This window comes from Ruegeria sp. YKSF57 (assembly GCF_059612585.1).
Genome location: NZ_JBXWQW010000050.1, coordinates 13,749 through 30,473 on the forward strand (window position 1 = coordinate 13,749; position 16,725 = coordinate 30,473).

Consider the following 16,725-nt stretch of genomic DNA (forward strand, 5'->3'; position numbering starts at 1 on the left):
CGCTGCCCAGTCATTGCGGCGATCCGAGCGAGCCGATGGCAGCCAGGACTGACATAAGCTCCAGCTGGCTGCGCACGTCGAACTTGGCGTAGAGATTCGAAAAGGCCTCGCGCACGGTTTGCGGCTTGAGGCGCGTGCGGTCGGCAATCTCGGCCAGGCTGAGCCCCTGGCTGAAATGTTCCAGCAAATCGAGCTGGCGCGGGGTCAGATCGAAGACACCTGCCAAAAGACCAAAATCGGCAGGCTGTGCCTCGAATGGATGGAAGCTCACAAGGCAATGACTGGGGCATTGCCAGGGGGAGAGATGCAGGCCCAAGGGCGCGGAAATGCAGCCATCATCGGCACGGATCATATGCTCGCCACCTGCCGACAGCACCCGCCGAATGGCGATGCGGAAGGCGCGCGATTGCGTGTTGGACAGAAGACCTACGCGCCGCGTCGAAGACAAAAGCGCCGGATGGGCTTTCAACATATCTTCGGCGGCTGGCGAGGCCTGCAAGATGTTTGCCTGAAGGTCGATCACTGCGACCGCCAGATTGAAGCGCCCGGCCAGATCGAGCCCCGCCCGCATGCAGGGGCAGCGCTCTGGGCGCGTCCTTGCTGATATGCGGTGCGGGTGTTCCAAATCTCGCGCTCCAAAATGCGGGGCCGTTGGGCCAATTCCACATCTTGCTGGCATGGGATGCAGGCCACGCCAAAACAGCGCAGCCGAAGCGCAACCGAAACTTTGCGCGTAACTTATTGAAAAGGTTTAAAAAGAAAATCAGCTATCGGACGTAAAGCCTTCGGCCTGCACATAAAAGGTCTGGGTTGTGACCTCACCCTCGACCACCAAACGCACCACATAGGTGCCCACTTGCAGCACACCGGGACGCCAGAAGGTATAGCCCGGCCAAGCCTCGTCATTGAAGCTGGTGCGCCCTGCAACGCGCTCGCCATTATGTATCCACCAGCGTTCAAACGGGACGCCATGTTCGACGCCGTTGAAATCGAAGCTCAGGAAGACCTCATCCACGCCATGCACAAAGACATCGACATGTTTGGTGCATTTCTTGGTGGCGTCATCGAAATAGGCAGCATCGCAGATGCGCATGTTCTCCACCGGCGCGCCCGCGTCGGCAGAGGACATCAACATAACGCCGCCCAGGGCAAGGAGGGTAATGCCCCCAAGCGCGGCCATCACAATGCGCCCGCGTGACGCCTTTGGGGGCTCAGCCTCTGCCTGCGCCTCTGGCGCCAAAGCTGGCTTTTCCTTTTCCCGGCGCTTTTCCTCTTTGCGGGTATCGATCAGCGCCTCATACCATTCTTTGCGCAAGGCATCATCGCCACCCGCAATCAGGGCACTGAACTTCCGCAGATTATCAGGGGACGGCATATGTGTGCGGGAATGCCAGTTTTCGATTGAGCGCTTGTCGGGGCTGCCATCAAAGGCAATCTCAAGGGACGTCGCCGTCCAGCTTTGGCTGGTGCCGTCCTCGTGCAACTCGTTGCCAAGGCCACGCACCCAGATAAAATCAAACAATTCCCAAAAACTTGCCCCCTGGGGTGGCGGAGCGACGTTCTTTTCTTTCGTCAATGCTCCCTCCCTTGACCACTGACACCAATAAAACTGCCTGAAAATAACAATCTATGCGCGAGTTTCAAATCTTTTTGCTCTCAGTCACACCTGCCGACACCTGTCGGGTGTGAAAGCGCAAAACCTGCCCGATCCTTTTCAAACGACTGACAAAGGAGAAAGCACATGCAATTCGAAGTCACCGGTAAGCGGGAAGAGCGCGAAGGGTTCATCATCAAAAAGCCTGTTTATCTGGCGCGCGCAAACATCCACTTCAACGATGAAGAATACGAGGTTCTTCAGAAAATGGGCAAAGACAAGGAATGGGCGGAATATCCGCTTGGTGAATGGCAGATGACGCCAAAGCATCGCCGCCCGTTTTCAATGTCCATGGCGCAGTCCTGGTCGAAGAAAACCAAATCCATCGAATTTGGAATTCGCACCGGCCTTCCCGAGGAGCGGGAGATGCAAATTCGTGAGGCGCGTGACATCGCCACCAACCTCAAACAAGTCCTCGAAGCGCGGATGTCGGCGCTGAACGCCTCGGATGAGGACATCCTGGAAGAGATCTGAGCCGATGTCGGACAATGAACTTGCCGCCAAAATGGCGGTCATCGGTGCGGTAGTGATTGGGATCGTCGCCTTGGGCTATGTCATCGTCTTCGCCGTCGCGCCGATTTTTGTTGTGGCCTCGATCATCGATTTCGGGTTTCGCCAGAAATACAATGAAAAGCTCGATGCCATCAAAGGCAGCGATGAGTTGGATCAGGGGCCGGACATCTTGCGCTTTGAGGCGCGCATGCATGAAGGACGGATCGTCGCGGCGTGGTTCGCCGAACTGCCCAATGGATCGCAACTCGACATCTACCGCCTGACAGGCTCTGGCGGTGGATCGATTGACGAGATTGCAGCGCGGGGCACCTGCGTGCTGTCCACGGGGCGAGAAGTGACCTCGGATCGCTCAGAAGCCTTCTACGACGATGGGTTGCCGCATGGGGTCTACTACTATGTGCCCGTGGCCTCGGGTCTGCGGATCAAGAAAGACCCGCTGCCCTATAGCTTCCTGAGCTTTGCGCGGGAGCTGCAATTCATCACCCGCAAGTCCCATGTTGCGGTCAGAGGCGAAGCCTGCCGGGTAGATTTTGCGCCCGAAGAGCCAAAGGCGCTGCCCGATACCCGCGATGACGCCAGCAAGCTCAAGGATGAGGTTCTGGAGGTGATCAAGGGGCGCAAAAGGCAGGATGCGCAGCTTGATGCGGCCATCCTGAAAATCCAGCAGGATGACGACCTGACCGAAGACGAAAAGGCGGAAGCCATCGAGCTGATGGAAACCCGCGCGGCCAGCATATGAAAAAGCCCGTCCCTATAGGGGGCGGGCTTTTGTGCCTGTCAGGCAAGCTTTGTCTCTTGGGCAAAGCGTTTGAGCGCATCTGCCAGATAGTCCAGCGTCAGTTGATCGCGATCCGGGGAAAACGCCAGCGTGGTGTCCCAGGCAGTAACCAGCGTCTCGCAGTGACGCAGCAAAATGCTGCGGGCCTGCGGATGCTGGCACCAACGCGATTTGGATTTGCTCTGCACGATGATCTCGCCGAAAAGCACGGCAAAATCTTCACCGGTGTTGAGCGTCGCGATGCGCGCGCGCACCCAGGGCAGATCGACATTCCATTCGGCAAAATCCAAGAGAAGCGTGATGTAGTTGTAAGGGCCATGGATCGGAAACCCGATGGTTGCGGCCTTGCCTTTGGCAGGGGAGAGAACAGTCATGGTGACCTCCGTGGTGTCATGAAGGGAAGGAACCGGCTCTGTGAGCAAGCTCCCGCCCCGCCACGACCGGGGGTCACATGTCCAGTATAACACGCGCAAGGCGGCAATTCCCGAAACTCGATCTGGTGCTGGGCACGGTTTCCGAAGACGTTGTGAACGGGTTGGGAGAAAAAATTGAAGCTCCACCCATCATCGCACCGCTGAACGCCCGCCAGCGGCATATGCATATCGTAGGCTCTAACGGCTCAGGAAAAAGCCGGTTCATGCGCACGCTCATTCAGCAAGACATTCAGGAAGGGCGCGGGCTCTGCCTCATTGATCCGCATGGGACGCAATGTGCGGATGTGCTGGCGTGGCTTGGAAACCGTCCACGCCTCGCCAAACATCGCAAAGTGCGGCACTTCAAGATCGGCAGTGGGGAAGAGGTGATTGCTTTCAATCCACTGCAGACCGATGACCCACGCCATGCCAGCGCCACGGCCAAGCGGGTCTCGGACGCCATTGGCAGGTTGTTTTCGAAAGAGGAATTGCGACACCAACCGCTGACGCAGGAGGTCTTGGTGCTCTTGCTTATGACGCTTGCGGAAACAGGGCTGACCCTGGCGGATTACCCGCTGCTGCTCAACTATCAGAACCGCCCCGATGTCGAGCCTTTGCTTGACCAGCTCCAGAGTACGGCAGCACGAGAACAATGGAAGATGCTGCGCGCCTATAAGGCGTCCGAGTTCACGGACTACGTCTCCAGCGTCTCGCGGCGGTTATTCACGCTGATGTCCAACCCCGTAATTGAAACCTGCTTTGGTCAGGCAGAGGCGACCATCGATTTGCGCCGCGCGATGGACGGTGGGGAAGTGCTGCTGTTTGATTTGAGCGATACGGATATCTTTGACGCGGAATCCGCGCAGCTCTTTGGGCTGCTCTTGATGTCGAGCCTCTTCACGCAGTCGAAGCTCAGAGACAACACCAACCCCTATTTCCTCTATGTCGATGAAAGCCATCGGTTCCTGTCGGGCTCGAACCTTGCCGAGATATTCGAAGAATGCCGCAAATACGGGCTGCACATGGTGCTGGCGCATCAGAACCTTGGGCAGCTTAGGGATGCGGGCGACCGGGTGTTTTCAACGGTTGTGAATGAGGCGGACATCAAGGTGGTGTTTTCCATCAAGGAGCCGGATGACGCCGAATACCTCGTGCGGCTTCTCTATCGCGGCGGCGCGATTGACCCCAACCGCATCAAGGATGTGCTGACCAAGCCCACAGTGGTGGGCTATGCCATCGACTACCTAGAAGCGCAGTCGGAAAGCACCTCACTGGTGAAGGGAAGTGGCAGCAACGATATTTCGGGCAGCGCCATCAGCCTCACGCCCGACGGCGGCATGCTGACAACGCCGACCGAGCTCGGCCAGGTCAGCTCGAACTCATCCACGACACTGGACACACGCGCCAGCGGCACAGCGTCCAGCCGGTCGCGGTCGCAAACCCTGATGCCTGTCATGGAAGACCGCCCCGGCGGCACTTGGAGCGTCGAAGACCAGGTGTTTGTTCTGGCGGATGAGATTGCCAGTCTGCCGCGCCAGCATGGCGTGGTCAGCATCGGCGGGCGCATCAACATGAAATTCCGTGCGCTCGATGCACCCGATGAACATATCGGCGCACGCACACTGGCGGCGTTTCTGGAACGGTTACGAGACGAAAATCCCTATCTCGTGCCCGTGGGCGGCATCAGACCAAAGCCCGCGCTGCCCGCAAAAAGACCTCCCGAGGAGTCAGACTTTTGGGGGTAGCGGGGCGATTTGACAACTTCCCGAAAATGTCGCGGAATATATCTCTCGCGACATCCAGGCAAAAACGCCTCGGCTTTGGCGCAAGGCGTTCTTGTGGTATTCTAATGGGTGGAAGCCTTTGACCAGAGTGTCACGTGCCGCCCGAATACTTGGACTGATATTTGGGTAAAGCGGTGAACCCGGCTTTCAAACAAAACGTAGAAATCGTGCTGATAGATTGAAGGCGCGATTTTTGTTTTGACGCTTCGGGTCGCATCCGCGTCCGGAGCATAGCAGCTGTCAATCGTGTTCGAGGTCGGAAAAATCATATCGTTCATGGGTTAGCTATCAATCGACGAAATCCTGCGTCAGGCGCTCATCCGGGCCTCGCTCGAATGTGTGGTCACATTTGTAGCAGCTGATTTCATAGATGACGTCACGCAGCTTCAGGAATTCGAGGAAACTATCATCGCTGACCTCGGCTCTGTAGACCTCGCAGCGTGTCGCCATGAAGCGGGTTGACCCGCAGACAGCGCAGGGCGTCATATTGCCCTTTACATCTTTACTCATAAGCTGATGGCGTTAGCGGCCTCGGCGTCTTCTGCCATCTGATGCAATGACACGGTTGGACGGAAATAAAGGTCACGCTCCACGGGCAGACCCAGCTTTCCCCGAACGGTTTCCAGCTCGCGCAGGCTGACGGTTCCAAACTCTTGAAACCCCAGCCCCAGGTCGCACCATCCGTAAAGGATGACATCGCCCTCAACCTCCTCCCCGCTTACCAGCACCCAGGTCGCCCCTGCGTCTGGTGTAAACAAGCGCAGCACAGGCACCATGTCGAGCCGGTTCATCCCCATCTGGCTCAGCTCTTCATTGGCAATCAGGTCTTGTAAAATCTCTTTTGGTATCAGTTTGTTCATAGTCGTAACGGTTAATGAATAATGGAGAAATCCTCCTCCCCGTAGACCTGCCCACATATAACACAGCGGATGTTTGTCACTTCCGCATCCTCCCAAATGTGCATGTAAAGCTCGCGGTCGTCTTTTCTGAATTTGCACAACTGGCGCACTGTTTGGGTCACCTCGATACCAGTGTCGCAACATGGTTTGAAATCTGGCCCTCTCCCCTCCCGCACCTGTAAATCTGTCATAGCGTTTCGTGTTATCGCTTTTCGTAATCCGCAGAATTCTCGCTTCTGCGTTAGCAGGGCAAAGAGCCCGCCAGACATCTTGCTGTCAAAGGCAGCGCAGCGAACTTGATGGCAAGATTTGGTGGGTATCGTCGAACTGCCGCAGAAGAGAGAAAAGAAAAACGCACCTCTCAGGGTGCGGGATCAGGCGCGCCACGCGCGACCTTATTCCAGGCTCACCGGGTCGCCGTTCCCATTCGCCCAATCCAGCATTGCCTCGGGCGATCTTCCCTTCTCGGCGAAAAGGTACAAGCCAGCCGGTGCGCTGTCCCCCACTTCCGCCTGAAAGGCCTCTTGCATGTTCTTCACGCGCTCGCGCCCCGTCGTCACCGTCAGCACGCGAAAATTCTTGATGCCGAATTGCTCGGTATGCAGCTTGCGCTCAAACGTGTCGGCATAGGAATGCAGCTTACGCGCAAAGCTGGTCTGCTTCAAATCGCGCCGCGTGATGGGCATCGTGCCCCTGTCGATCTCGACAAAGAAATAGGCTCTGTTCTTCCCCTCTGGCCTGTCCAGATACTGCAGACCAAAGACCGCATCGGGCACGATGGCCAGCTCCTGCCACGCATTGTTCCAATGCACCCGCGTTTGCCAGCGAAACGGGTATTCGCGGCGGCGGGTGTTCTGCGGCGAGGCAGCAAGAATCGTCTCGCGCGGGATGATCTCGATGTTCCCCGCTGCACGACAAGCCAGCTCCATCGCCACCATAAAATCGGCAATGCCGAGCGTATGCTCGACAAACTTCTCCTTCACCCGCCGGTTCTTTTCCGTCCAGTAGACATCCGGCAGGCGAAGCTGAAACCGGTCAGCAAGAAGATCAGCGCCCGCATTGCCAAGCGCATAGACCATCGGGCGTTTGTCGGCATAGGCCATGGTGAGCATCTGCGCCTTGGGCCGGTCAACATATCCCGCATCAAAAAGCTCCCGCAGCCTGCGCGTGATCCCCTGGCGGCTTGCAGTCTGCGTCAGCGCCATGAGGTGATCGGTGGTCAGAAACCGGTGATGTTCCAACGCACGAATGATGGCGACATCGCGGTCGGTGAGTTCGATATTGGACGGCTTGGCGCGTTTGAAGCGGGATCGTTTGGGCATGCAACCATTTTACCAGACCGAACACTCATTGCTGCCAACGGGTGTTGGGTCCGGCCCTTAGCTGACTTTCACCAAACCAAAGATACCGCATTGCAGCGTTGCCAAAGCGGACTTTGGTTAACTGCACCGAACTTTAATCAGCTGTTCTGAAGTTTCGAATTCTGACACTGGTCAGGCGCAAGTCATTCGCGTCTTTCAGACCATCCCCTCCTGAATGAAGTTGGCGCTTCGCCGTAGCGTTTCTTGAATCGTACCGTAAGTTGGGTAGCGCTGCTGAAGCCTGTAGCTGCCGCAATTTCTGCAACCGCCATCTCGGTCTCGCTGAGCAATGCGTAAGCCCTCGCGACGCGCAGTTCGATGTAAAATTGCACAGGTGAAATTTCGACATACTTTTGGAAGAGACGCTCCAACTGACGACGCGATATCTGTACGGCTTCTGCTATTTCAGAGATATCCAAAGGCTCTTCCAGGTTTTCGTGCATGATCTGCATGGCATTGATCAGGTATTGGTTGCGGCTGCCCAGGGCCACCGAGAAGGCTGATTTCTGAAGCGTTTTGCTGTTGTTGGATCGGAAGTGGATGCACATGTCCGATACGATGACCGCCAGATCGTTTCCGAAGTCGGATTCGATCATGTCCAACATCATGTCAGTTGCGGCACTTCCACCGCCACATGTCATGAGTTCGTTGTCGATTTCATACAGGTTTGCCGATGGCTCCAGATCGACAAAATTTTCGACGAAAGCCGGGTGGTTTTCCCAGTGCAATGTGAACCTTTTCCCTGACAGTACCCCGGCCTTCGCAAGGGCAAAAGCGCCCGTGCAAATACCACCCAAATTACAGCCAAAGGTTCTCTGTCGACTGATCCACGACAGGACTTTGGGGTTTGTACTCTCCGCCGGTTCAATGCCTGAGCAAACAAATAGCCGCGAGGATCGCGGAAGATTGCGCAATGCAAAATCCGGCGTTATTTCAATCCCGTTCGAACACGAAACCGGAGTTCCGTCTTCGGTGATCAGAAACCACTTGTACAGTTCTTTGTTTGTGACCTGATTGGCAATCCTCAGTGGTTCCACTGCGGCGCTAAAGGCCAGCATGGTCAGCTTTGGCAACAGCAGGAAGTAGATTTCCCTGGCTGATCCATCATAGTCTATTCGATAGCTGGCCGCGCCTTTAGGGACAAAGTTTCTCGGGTCCATATCTCTCCTCCCAGTATCGACCAAGACGGATGAAGGGCACCAACACCTGTTGCGGTGTTGGTGCAGAACGGTCAGGTGGTCATCTGCGCAACAGGCTCACCGCTTTCTTCCCACGAACGGATCTCATCTTCACTCGCTTTCGGTGAGAAGAGCCCTGTTATGGCATAGATGATACCGATGACCGGCGACAGCCAGCAAGCAAATGCGAGGGGGATATACAGCAGGTTTTCGAAGTTCCCGTCCGCGATCCCCAAGCCAAGTGCCGTGATGACAAAGGCGCCACCCGCATTCCACGGGATCAGAGGGGACACCAGCGTTCCGCCCTCTTCGACGGCCCGGGACAGGTTCAACGGGGAATAGCCCATCGCGCGATAGACCGGCGCATACATTCGGCCTGGCAGTGCAATCGACAAGTATGGGTCGCCCGCAACGGTATTGGTGGCGACAGATGTCATGATAGCCGAGATCTGTATTCCACCGAACGTCTTCACTTTCGAGATGACAACTTTGATGATGGCCTGAAGACAGCCCACGCGCTCAAGCGCTCCGCCAAAACCCAGGGCCAGCAGCACCAGTGAAATCGTCCACATCATCGACTGAATACCTCCGCGGTTCAGCAGGGGATCGATCTCCGGAACACCAGTATCAATCGAGTATCCGCTGTTGGCGAAGGTGAACGTCTCATGTAGCCCGGCCCCCTGACAGAAGATAGCCATGATGCCGCCCGCAACGGCCCCTGCAAACAACGATGGGATCGGAGGTTGTTTCATGACGGCTAATACGATGACCAGGACAGCCGGAAACAGCATGATTGGCGAAATCCAGAACGCATCATCCAATGCAGTCGTAATTGCGTGAATGCGGTCAAACGAAACCTGAGACGTGTCAATCAGAGTGAACCCGACGACAAAGTAGATCACCAGCGCGATCAGCATCGAAGGAACTGTCGTTGGGAGCATATTGCGAATGTGGTCGAACAGATTGGTCCCTGTCACTGCTGGGGCCAGGTTTGTCGTGTCCGACAAAGGCGAGATTTTGTCTCCGAAAAATGCGCCAGAGACCACCGCCCCCGCAGTCCAATACATTGGGATACCAAACCCGGCACCGATCCCCATCAGCGCCAGGCCGACCGTGCCAGTTGTTCCCCACGAGGTGCCCAATGAAACAGAGACTATGGAGCAAAGGATCATTCCTGCGGCAAGGAAAAGCTCGGGCGACAAGATCTTGAGACCGTAATAGATCAGCGTCGGGACGGTGCCGCTTGCGATCCATACACCAATGATCATACCAACTGTGATCAGTATCGAGACCGAAGGCAGAGAGATATTGATGACGTGGAACACGCCTTCTTCAATGCTGGGCCATTTGTGACCCAACATGAGGCCAACGATACCAGTAATAGCGATCCCGAATGCGAGAGGGATGTGCGGCGTAAAGTCACCGAAATAGAATAGCTGCAGCCCAAGTACACACAGGGTGAGCACTATTGGCACAAGCGCCAGCACCAAGCCGGGTTGCCGTATATTGTCTTCAATCGCAGACATATTGGTCTCCTCCATTGGAATGATCCAAATCCGTTATGATCTGCGAAAGAAACCAAATATGCCGGTATAGGACCGTCGGCCTGTGCGCACATCCTGTTAGAGTTTGCGACATAGGTGCATCGGGTTTCGGCTTCTTCGAATGAATTGAATACCGACCAATGCGATAGAACCCGGCAAATTGCCCCGTGTACTGCGCCCGCCTAAACTGCGCAAACCAACGGACTATGCGACGAAAATTGGAAATCGGCCCTGAGCTGCCGTTGACCGGCAGGTCAAGATTCTGCGGTCGCAGCCCACATAGCCGCCATTCGCTGCGTTTGCGAAATCTAGAAACTATCGAACCTACTGTCTGCGGGGCGAAACCGACTTTTGACTCCGGCGCAGCAAGTACCACTTCGGGTACATCTCAAACGGGTTGGTACACATCACTGGCGATGGTGCTGGTTCGCTGTGAGCTTCCGGTATGGCTACTTCGGGCGAAGCGGTCTTGTTTCAAGAAGGATGTCTGTTTGAGACCGACTTCCTTAATCTCGTCACGCCGTCTGCAGTTGGTTGGCCCAAAGCAAGGCGAACAGCAACAGCGCAGCGGACACCGCACAAGCCGCTGTGCGAACCGAATTCCAGAATGTCCAGCGGGGTAGATAGGTGCCTTCCCAATAGGCCCGTGTTACGTCAATCTGGGCATCCATTCCGGCCAAGGCTTCGTTCATCGGAACGTTGAAAAAGATGGTCACACCGAAACACCCGATAAAGTAGATGACCCCAGCAATCAGCATCAACGTACCTGGCTGACCACTTAAAACCCAACCGCCGTAGCCCGCAATGAACAGGGAGACAGGTGCGAGGCCGATGAAGAGTACCATGAAAATCCAGCGGAACACCTCGCGGTTGATAGATTGCATCGCTTCCATGCCACCGACACCGCCAGTGAGCGCGAGCGACCGCATCACAAAGTCAGAAAAGGCCAGAAAGACGCCGCCGACGAGGGCATAGGCGAGAATGGCGAATTGGATCAGGAAAAAGATCGTTGTGGACATATCATTTGCTCCTTTTTCGGAGGAGGCAGGTGGCCTGCGCCATCCACCTCCCGGTGTGTGGGGGTTAGGCGGCGCTTGGCCAAGCGCCTACAGTCATTGCGGTTTGGGCGAATTCGGCGAAGTCGCGGGGTTTGCGGCCAAGGGCCCGTTCGACCCCATCCGCGGTATGAGCGTTGCGCCCGTCCAGGGTTTCGCGAGCGATCGCGGTAAAGACGTCGGCAACGAATGTGTCGCCAGAAGCAGCAACATTGGCGTGGAAGTCCTCAAACGTGATCGGCAGATGCTGGATAGAGCGCCCCAAAGTTGTAGTCAGGACCTCAGCCATTTCTGCGAAGGTCATGAGGCGCGGACCGGTGACTTCATACCTTTCGCCCAGGTGCCCGTCCTCCGTGAGCGCCACGACGACCACATCTGCGATATCGTCAATGTCGATAATCGGCTCTGCAATATCGCCACCGGGCATGGGGAGGACACCACCTAGGATTGGGTCGCGAAGGTAGCCTTCGGAGAAGTTCTGCGCAAACCAAGCGGACCGCACGATGGTGAAGCCGAGGCCGGAGTTGCGGATCACCTCTTCGCCCATGCTGGCGAAGTGCTCGCCCCGGCCAGACAACAGCACGATGTGCGTTAGGCCGGTGTTGAGGGCGACCTTCGCGAACGCCTCCAGCTTTTCGATGGCGCCGGGGAAGGCCAGGTCGGGGAAATAGGTGACATAGGCCTTGGAGACACCGGTCAGGATTGGGGCCCAGGTGCTTTGGTCTTCCCAATCGAATGGGATTTCTGACCGCCGTGCTCCGCGCCGCACGGAGACGCCTTTGGCTTCGAGCTTTTCTGCGACGCGCGATCCTGTTTTGCCAGTGGCGCCGACAACGAGGATAGGTTCGTTAGACATAGTTTTCTCCTGTGATGAGCCGTGGGCCCACCCTGTTTGTGTGGTTCAAGAAGTGCTGTTGTGGTGGCTGCGGCCTTCACAGAAACAGGGCCGCCGCCCATCCCATCGCGACCAAACAGAACAGCGATGTGAAGTAGATGAGGTAGAATTGGATTTGCATGCCCCGGTGCGGATATCTGCTACGGGACGCGTTGTAAGACCGGTGCATCGCTACGCACTCTCACGGACCTGGCCGACAAGGATCGACCAATCCATGCCCAACGCACCGTAAACGTCACCAGCCTGATTGCTGGCGTTGTCTGCCAGGATCTCGATCATCAGGCTCGCGCCATCAGCCACCACAACACCGGCTTGGGTCAGCCGGACCATGGCGGTTTCACGTTTGGTCATGTTGAAAGTGCCACAGGCATCGACGGCGACATAAGCTTCGAACCCGTCGCGGATGGCGCGCATTGCGGGGAAGGCAGCACAGACCTCAAGGGACAGCCCCGCGAAGATCAGTTTGCTGCGGCCAGTGGCTCGAATAGCCTCTTCCACCCGGGGATCGTCCCAGGCGTTGACGGTCGTCCGGTCGATGAAGGTTTGACCGGGCAGAGCCTCCTTAAGTTCCGGAATCGCAGGCCCCCAGAGCGTTTCGGAGGAGGTCGTGGTTGTCACGATCGGCAGGCCAAGCGCTTTGGCGGATTTCGCCAGACCGACGATGTTGTGCTTCAATTCCGCGATTGGGTAGTCGCGCACGCCGGTCATCAAACCGACCTGATTGTCGACAAGCACCAAGGCCGCATTGTCGCGTGTCAGTGGGGTTGGGTTGTAGGCATTTGTCATTGAGTTCTCCTTTTTGGGTTGGTGACTTTAGTCAATTGATCCAAGCCGACCGTCGCGATAGGCGGCTTCGACTGCGTCAAGCTCTGCCGCGTTGCCCATGGCATATGGGCCCCGTTGCACAAAAGCTTGGCGTAGGGGGTGGCCCCGAAATAGGACGACATGTGCGCCGCGTTCGGAGGAAAAAGAGATGTCAGTGGCGCCGACAAAGGCGATGGCTTTGCCTGGTTGCAACTCTGTTGCGCGCGCATTCCAAGTGACGCTGGATGTCCCCTTGATGGGAAGGATCCAGGCGTGTTCATCGGAGGTACCGCGGTGCATGAATGTCCCACCGGACTGGAGGGAGATATCTAGCAGCGCCAGCGAGAGGTCCGGTGCGGCTTGACCTGCGATCCCATGGCTTCGACCAAGGATCAGGCGCGCCGTACTGCGGTCGCCCGTCAGTTTCGGGATGTCCTGCGCCTTCAGGTGAAAGGCAGACGGCGCATCATGCCGGTGATCGGCAGGCAAATTGACGAAGACCTGCAGTGCGTGTGTGCGGGCGCCCGGGCGCGGCGCCTCGTTATGGATCGCGCCCTTTGCGGCTTTGAACCAGTAGAGGTCGCCGGGTGCCAGATCAAAGTCGTTGCCAACGGAGTCGCGATTGTGGAACGCACCTTCGCTGTCTTCGAACATGACTGTGACAGCAGATAACCCCGCGTGCGCATGGGTGCCAAAGGTCGGCTTCGTCATGACGAAGTGATCAACCATGATCAGCGGATCCATCAGACCGCCGAAATCCGCATGTTGGTAGCTCTGGGCCGCAAACCCGTCACCAATCGTGATCTTGCGACCGTCGCTTTGGGCGTGTGTTTCGCAGGGAACGCCTGCGAGCTTATCAATCAGTTGCGTGGTCATGTCATACTCTCGCTTTTGTTGCATTGAGAATATGAGAGAGACGAAGATCCCAAAATCGGGTAAAATTGGAACCTATCGTTCTATTGATAGGACAATAAGAGGTGCGCTGTGGATCTCAACGACGCGTTCTATTTCGTTCAGGTGGTTGAAAAGGGCGGCTTTTCCGCAGCTGCGCGGTTTCTGAACATCCCGAAGTCGCGGTTGAGCCGTCGTGTGAGGTTGCTCGAAGACGACCTGGGCGTACGGCTTTTGCAGCGCACGTCGCGGATCGTCACGACAACCGAGATTGGAGAGGAATACTACCGCCATGCCCGCGACGCCCTCGCGCGGTTCGAAACGGCGGAAACCGCTGTACGTCGCCGGACCAACACCGTTGGCGGGACCGTGACGGTGTCGTGCTCCGTTGGGATGGCGCAGTTCGGCCTCGATAAGATCCTGCCGCGGTTCCTGCAAGATAATCCCGGAGTCACCGTTGTGCAGCGGGCATCCAACCAGATGGAGGATCTGATCAAGGGTGGGATCGACGTGGCGATCCGGGGACATATGGACACGCTGCCGGATTCAAGTCTGATCCAAGTGAGGTTAGCACGGGTCGAGTGGCACTTGTTTGGGTCGCCTGAGTATGTTGACGCTTTGGGAAGTGTGGATGAGCCTGCAGCGCTTGCAGACCAAACCGCCCTGGTCCTCGGGCGGCCACGCGAGACCCATCAATGGCTGCTGACAGATGACGGCGGGCAAACCGCGTCAGTGCCATGCAATGTGAGGTTCGCGAGTGACGACATGTCGACACTTAAGAACGCAGCAGAGATATCCTTGGGGCTGGTTGCTCTGCCATCCTACGTGTGCCGGTCGGAAATCGAAGCAGGAACACTAGTGCGCGTTTTGCCGATTTGGACAGCGGGGTGCCCGCAAATCAGTCTGCTGATGCCAACACGGCGCGGCATGCTACCGGCTGTGGAGGCTTTCTTAGATTGCGTCAAGCAAGACCTCCCTGCTGTCTTGGTTCCTTGACGCCATTGGATCGAACCCAGCATCCTTACCGACGTACTATTCGTCGCGTTTGTGACGGCCCATTCCTGCCGTTCACCTGCCGGTTAAGATGCTGCGCTCCCGTCACGCCCCGAGGTGACATTTCTGCTTTTCAGAACCCGTGACATTTCTACTTGGTTGCAACACAAGCAAAATGCTGAACTGAGATCAAGCCGCCTTAGGCAACTATTCCGCGGCGACTGGCTTCGGGTTGTTCCATGCGTTTGCCCTGAACGCATCGTCGAGGTCCGTATCAGCAACGTGATTGGTGTAGTTTGATAGAACCTTGAGCGCGGTGCCCAAGATCACCTCCAGCACTGTCTGCCGGGTGTAGCCGGCCGCCAGAAGGGCCTCCAACTGTGCATCGCTCGGCCAGCCTCGGCTTTCATTCACCGCGATGGAAAACTGGCGAAGGGCCTCAAGCCGGGTGTCGGCGATCGGCGTGTCGTTGCGAAGTGCTTCGATGATGTCATTGTCTATACCCGCCATCTGCGACAGCGTGGTATGGGCCGCCATGCAGTATTTGCACCCGTTAAGGCGGTTGTTGGTCATCAGGATGATCTGCTGCTCGGTTTCGGACAGATCTGTCTTTCCAAAGATGGCAGAAAGGCTCATATACCCTTCGAGGATTGTCGGCGCCTCTGCCATTGCGGCATAGAGATTTGGGACAAATCCGTAGCCCTTCAGCGCGCTTTGCAGGATTGGCTTGGCCGCTTCGGGTGCGGTTTCGATGGTGTGTTTTTCAAAGTCGATCATGGTATTTTCCTGGAATGAGCCATCACGCGGCGAGCCTTGTTCGTGCTTCAGCCGCCGCGTGACGGGGGTGGGATCAGAGGTCGCTGACAGGGGTGTTGACGATGCCCGGCCACTTGGCATGCGCCCCTTCGATCACCGCTGCCTTGTCTTCGAGGTACTTCTCAAAGATCGCGGCATTCACGAAGAGGTAGAGCTTGCCATCGACGATGTCGGCAAAGCGCACGTCGCCGTCGAGCTTCTTGCCCACAAAGACGCCAAAGGCGCAGAAGCCGCCGAACTGCGGCAGATGCGCTTCCGGGTCGGCATCGAATTCGGACTGGGCGGCTGCGGAAGCGAAGTAATAGTCCACCCCGTCATGCTTGGAGGTGAATTCCGCATTTCCCTGCGCGGGGGTGTCGCCATTGAACATGGACACCGGGTCTACGCCGTGCATGCCCAGCGGCTGGCCCGTCAGGGTCAGGCTGTTGGTGACATTGTATTCGTCCGCAGCCTGCGCTTGGGTGGCCAGGGCCAGCGCCCCGACGGCAGACAGGGCGAGGGCGGTTGTCCGAAGCCGGATTGATTTTGTGGTGATCGTGGTCATTTCGTTTCTCCAGAATGATGAATGAAAGAGGTGGCGTCAGGCGCCGTTCGCGATCCGCGTGACGGCATCGTCTGTCCACCAGACCCCGTTTGCCACCATGCGGAAATTGATGATCGCGGCGAGGTAACCGTCGCCTTCGGGCACCTTGGCCCCGGCAGTCGCATCGCGCACCACGGCCACCTCGTATCCCAGTTCCAGCAGCTCGTAGAGATGCGCCTGAGTGCAGAGGTTGGCGGACATTCCTGCCAGGATCACCTTGTCGATCCCGCGTTTACGCAGCTGCAGGTTCAGGTCGTTCTGCGCAGGGCTGTAGACCTTGTGGGGCGAGCAGACGATGGTTTCTCCGTCCTCGATGTACTTCTTGTACTGCGGCATCCAGTCGGCGCCGGAGCCTTCGAAGTTGTCGAGGTTGAGCGGCCCCAGCCGGTCAAACATGCCAATCGCGTGCATGGTCGCCTCAAGCGTGCCTTCGAACTGCCACTTGTGGTCGTGCGGGTAATAGTAGTGGGGCGAGATGAAGACCGGCATGCCCGCCGCCTTGGCCGCGATGAACAGTCGTTCGATGTTGTCGACGGTGCCCTGTTCGGTGACGCTCTCGCCAAC

The 16,725-nt window shown here is 57.0% G+C and carries 19 protein-coding genes; 4 read left to right on the plus strand and 15 right to left on the minus strand.

Annotation, left to right across the window (positions count from 1 at the left end; all coding sequences use genetic code 11):
- Window positions 1-10 precede the first annotated feature (10 nt).
- Both AC2FLX_RS18130 and AC2FLX_RS18135 read right to left on the minus strand, forming a co-directional pair.
- Complete coding sequence (locus AC2FLX_RS18130) at window positions 11-571, minus strand: helix-turn-helix transcriptional regulator (protein ID WP_496875490.1); 561 nt, start codon at window positions 569-571, stop codon at window positions 11-13.
- A 192-nt stretch (window positions 572-763) separates the two neighbouring features.
- The gene (locus AC2FLX_RS18135) at window positions 764-1,576 is read right to left on the minus strand and encodes a hypothetical protein (protein WP_496810228.1); all 813 of its coding nucleotides are present in this window, start codon (window positions 1,574-1,576) and stop codon (window positions 764-766) included.
- Window positions 1,577-1,741: 165 nt separating this feature from the next.
- On the opposite strand from AC2FLX_RS18135, the gene AC2FLX_RS18140 reads away from it, so the two are divergent.
- Together AC2FLX_RS18140 and AC2FLX_RS18145 are read left to right on the plus strand one after the other, a co-directional pair.
- Window positions 1,742-2,128, plus strand: a complete 387-nt coding sequence (locus AC2FLX_RS18140; protein ID WP_496810227.1) for a hypothetical protein — start codon at window positions 1,742-1,744, stop codon at window positions 2,126-2,128.
- A gap of 4 nt (window positions 2,129-2,132) precedes the next feature.
- Window positions 2,133-2,906 (plus strand): hypothetical protein, encoded by a 774-nt coding sequence (locus AC2FLX_RS18145; protein WP_496810226.1) that lies wholly within the window; start codon window positions 2,133-2,135, stop codon window positions 2,904-2,906.
- A gap of 38 nt (window positions 2,907-2,944) precedes the next feature.
- Here the strand turns inward: AC2FLX_RS18145 and AC2FLX_RS18150 are convergent, their stop codons facing one another.
- Window positions 2,945-3,319 (minus strand): hypothetical protein, encoded by a 375-nt coding sequence (locus AC2FLX_RS18150; RefSeq protein WP_496810225.1) that lies wholly within the window; start codon window positions 3,317-3,319, stop codon window positions 2,945-2,947.
- A gap of 77 nt (window positions 3,320-3,396) precedes the next feature.
- Here AC2FLX_RS18150 and AC2FLX_RS18155 point away from each other — a divergent pair, with 77 nt between their 5' ends.
- Complete coding sequence (locus AC2FLX_RS18155) at window positions 3,397-5,103, plus strand: type IV secretory system conjugative DNA transfer family protein (protein ID WP_496810224.1); 1,707 nt, start codon at window positions 3,397-3,399, stop codon at window positions 5,101-5,103.
- 327 nt (window positions 5,104-5,430) lie between these two features.
- Here the strand turns inward: AC2FLX_RS18155 and AC2FLX_RS18160 are convergent, their stop codons facing one another.
- The 9 genes from AC2FLX_RS18160 to AC2FLX_RS18200 all read right to left on the minus strand — a co-directional run bounded on the left by AC2FLX_RS18160 (window position 5,431) and on the right by AC2FLX_RS18200 (window position 13,754).
- Entirely contained in the window at window positions 5,431-5,592 is a 162-nt protein-coding gene (locus AC2FLX_RS18160) for a hypothetical protein (protein ID WP_496810223.1), read from the minus strand.
- A gap of 56 nt (window positions 5,593-5,648) precedes the next feature.
- Entirely contained in the window at window positions 5,649-6,002 is a 354-nt protein-coding gene (locus AC2FLX_RS18165; protein ID WP_496810222.1) for a DUF2958 domain-containing protein, read from the minus strand.
- Between the two features lie 434 nt (window positions 6,003-6,436).
- Window positions 6,437-7,363: a replication-relaxation family protein gene (locus AC2FLX_RS18170; protein ID WP_496810221.1), complete on the minus strand. Its 927-nt coding sequence runs from the start codon at window positions 7,361-7,363 to the stop codon at window positions 6,437-6,439.
- A 182-nt stretch (window positions 7,364-7,545) separates the two neighbouring features.
- Entirely contained in the window at window positions 7,546-8,562 is a 1,017-nt protein-coding gene (locus AC2FLX_RS18175) for a GlxA family transcriptional regulator (RefSeq protein WP_480748977.1), read from the minus strand.
- Between the two features lie 71 nt (window positions 8,563-8,633).
- Window positions 8,634-10,106: a Na+/H+ antiporter NhaC gene (gene nhaC, locus AC2FLX_RS18180; RefSeq protein WP_480748976.1), complete on the minus strand. Its 1,473-nt coding sequence runs from the start codon at window positions 10,104-10,106 to the stop codon at window positions 8,634-8,636.
- Window positions 10,107-10,639: 533 nt separating this feature from the next.
- Window positions 10,640-11,143: an anthrone oxygenase family protein gene (locus tag AC2FLX_RS18185; protein ID WP_496810220.1), complete on the minus strand. Its 504-nt coding sequence runs from the start codon at window positions 11,141-11,143 to the stop codon at window positions 10,640-10,642.
- A 64-nt stretch (window positions 11,144-11,207) separates the two neighbouring features.
- Complete coding sequence (locus AC2FLX_RS18190) at window positions 11,208-12,035, minus strand: Rossmann-fold NAD(P)-binding domain-containing protein (protein ID WP_496810219.1); 828 nt, start codon at window positions 12,033-12,035, stop codon at window positions 11,208-11,210.
- A 210-nt stretch (window positions 12,036-12,245) separates the two neighbouring features.
- Window positions 12,246-12,860 (minus strand): isochorismatase family protein, encoded by a 615-nt coding sequence (locus AC2FLX_RS18195; protein WP_496810218.1) that lies wholly within the window; start codon window positions 12,858-12,860, stop codon window positions 12,246-12,248.
- Window positions 12,861-12,887: 27 nt separating this feature from the next.
- Window positions 12,888-13,754, minus strand: a complete 867-nt coding sequence (locus tag AC2FLX_RS18200; protein ID WP_496810217.1) for a pirin family protein — start codon at window positions 13,752-13,754, stop codon at window positions 12,888-12,890.
- Between the two features lie 108 nt (window positions 13,755-13,862).
- Between AC2FLX_RS18200 and AC2FLX_RS18205 the strand changes: the two genes are divergently transcribed.
- Window positions 13,863-14,765: a LysR substrate-binding domain-containing protein gene (locus AC2FLX_RS18205; RefSeq protein ID WP_496810216.1), complete on the plus strand. Its 903-nt coding sequence runs from the start codon at window positions 13,863-13,865 to the stop codon at window positions 14,763-14,765.
- 204 nt (window positions 14,766-14,969) lie between these two features.
- Here the strand turns inward: AC2FLX_RS18205 and AC2FLX_RS18210 are convergent, their stop codons facing one another.
- The 3 genes from AC2FLX_RS18210 to AC2FLX_RS18220 all read right to left on the minus strand — a co-directional run.
- The gene (locus tag AC2FLX_RS18210) at window positions 14,970-15,539 is read right to left on the minus strand and encodes a carboxymuconolactone decarboxylase family protein (RefSeq protein WP_496810215.1); all 570 of its coding nucleotides are present in this window, start codon (window positions 15,537-15,539) and stop codon (window positions 14,970-14,972) included.
- Between the two features lie 73 nt (window positions 15,540-15,612).
- Window positions 15,613-16,122 (minus strand): YHS domain-containing (seleno)protein, encoded by a 510-nt coding sequence (locus AC2FLX_RS18215; protein WP_496810214.1) that lies wholly within the window; start codon window positions 16,120-16,122, stop codon window positions 15,613-15,615.
- Window positions 16,123-16,158: 36 nt separating this feature from the next.
- Window positions 16,159-16,725: isochorismatase family protein (locus tag AC2FLX_RS18220; RefSeq protein ID WP_496875491.1), on the minus strand; the 567-nt coding region annotated here is incomplete at its 5' end.

Bases quoted from the DNA above. Each gene is read 5' to 3' on its own strand.
- AC2FLX_RS18130 (WP_496875490.1), bottom strand. From the start codon at position 571: ATGCGGGCGGGGCTCGATCTGGCCGGGCGCTTCAATCTGGCGGTCGCA.
- AC2FLX_RS18140 (WP_496810227.1), top strand. From the start codon at position 1,742: ATGCAATTCGAAGTCACCGGTAAGCGGGAAGAGCGCGAAGGGTTCATC.
- AC2FLX_RS18145 (WP_496810226.1), top strand. From the start codon at position 2,133: ATGTCGGACAATGAACTTGCCGCCAAAATGGCGGTCATCGGTGCGGTA.
- AC2FLX_RS18150 (WP_496810225.1), bottom strand. From the start codon at position 3,319: ATGACTGTTCTCTCCCCTGCCAAAGGCAAGGCCGCAACCATCGGGTTT.
- AC2FLX_RS18155 (WP_496810224.1), top strand. From the start codon at position 3,397: ATGTCCAGTATAACACGCGCAAGGCGGCAATTCCCGAAACTCGATCTG.
- AC2FLX_RS18160 (WP_496810223.1), bottom strand. From the start codon at position 5,592: ATGGCGACACGCTGCGAGGTCTACAGAGCCGAGGTCAGCGATGATAGT.
- AC2FLX_RS18165 (WP_496810222.1), bottom strand. From the start codon at position 6,002: ATGAACAAACTGATACCAAAAGAGATTTTACAAGACCTGATTGCCAAT.
- AC2FLX_RS18170 (WP_496810221.1), bottom strand. From the start codon at position 7,363: ATGCCCAAACGATCCCGCTTCAAACGCGCCAAGCCGTCCAATATCGAA.
- AC2FLX_RS18175 (WP_480748977.1), bottom strand. From the start codon at position 8,562: ATGGACCCGAGAAACTTTGTCCCTAAAGGCGCGGCCAGCTATCGAATA.
- nhaC (WP_480748976.1), bottom strand. From the start codon at position 10,106: ATGTCTGCGATTGAAGACAATATACGGCAACCCGGCTTGGTGCTGGCG.
- AC2FLX_RS18185 (WP_496810220.1), bottom strand. From the start codon at position 11,143: ATGTCCACAACGATCTTTTTCCTGATCCAATTCGCCATTCTCGCCTAT.
- AC2FLX_RS18190 (WP_496810219.1), bottom strand. From the start codon at position 12,035: ATGTCTAACGAACCTATCCTCGTTGTCGGCGCCACTGGCAAAACAGGA.
- AC2FLX_RS18195 (WP_496810218.1), bottom strand. From the start codon at position 12,860: ATGACAAATGCCTACAACCCAACCCCACTGACACGCGACAATGCGGCC.
- AC2FLX_RS18200 (WP_496810217.1), bottom strand. From the start codon at position 13,754: ATGACCACGCAACTGATTGATAAGCTCGCAGGCGTTCCCTGCGAAACA.
- AC2FLX_RS18210 (WP_496810215.1), bottom strand. From the start codon at position 15,539: ATGATCGACTTTGAAAAACACACCATCGAAACCGCACCCGAAGCGGCC.
- AC2FLX_RS18215 (WP_496810214.1), bottom strand. From the start codon at position 16,122: ATGACCACGATCACCACAAAATCAATCCGGCTTCGGACAACCGCCCTC.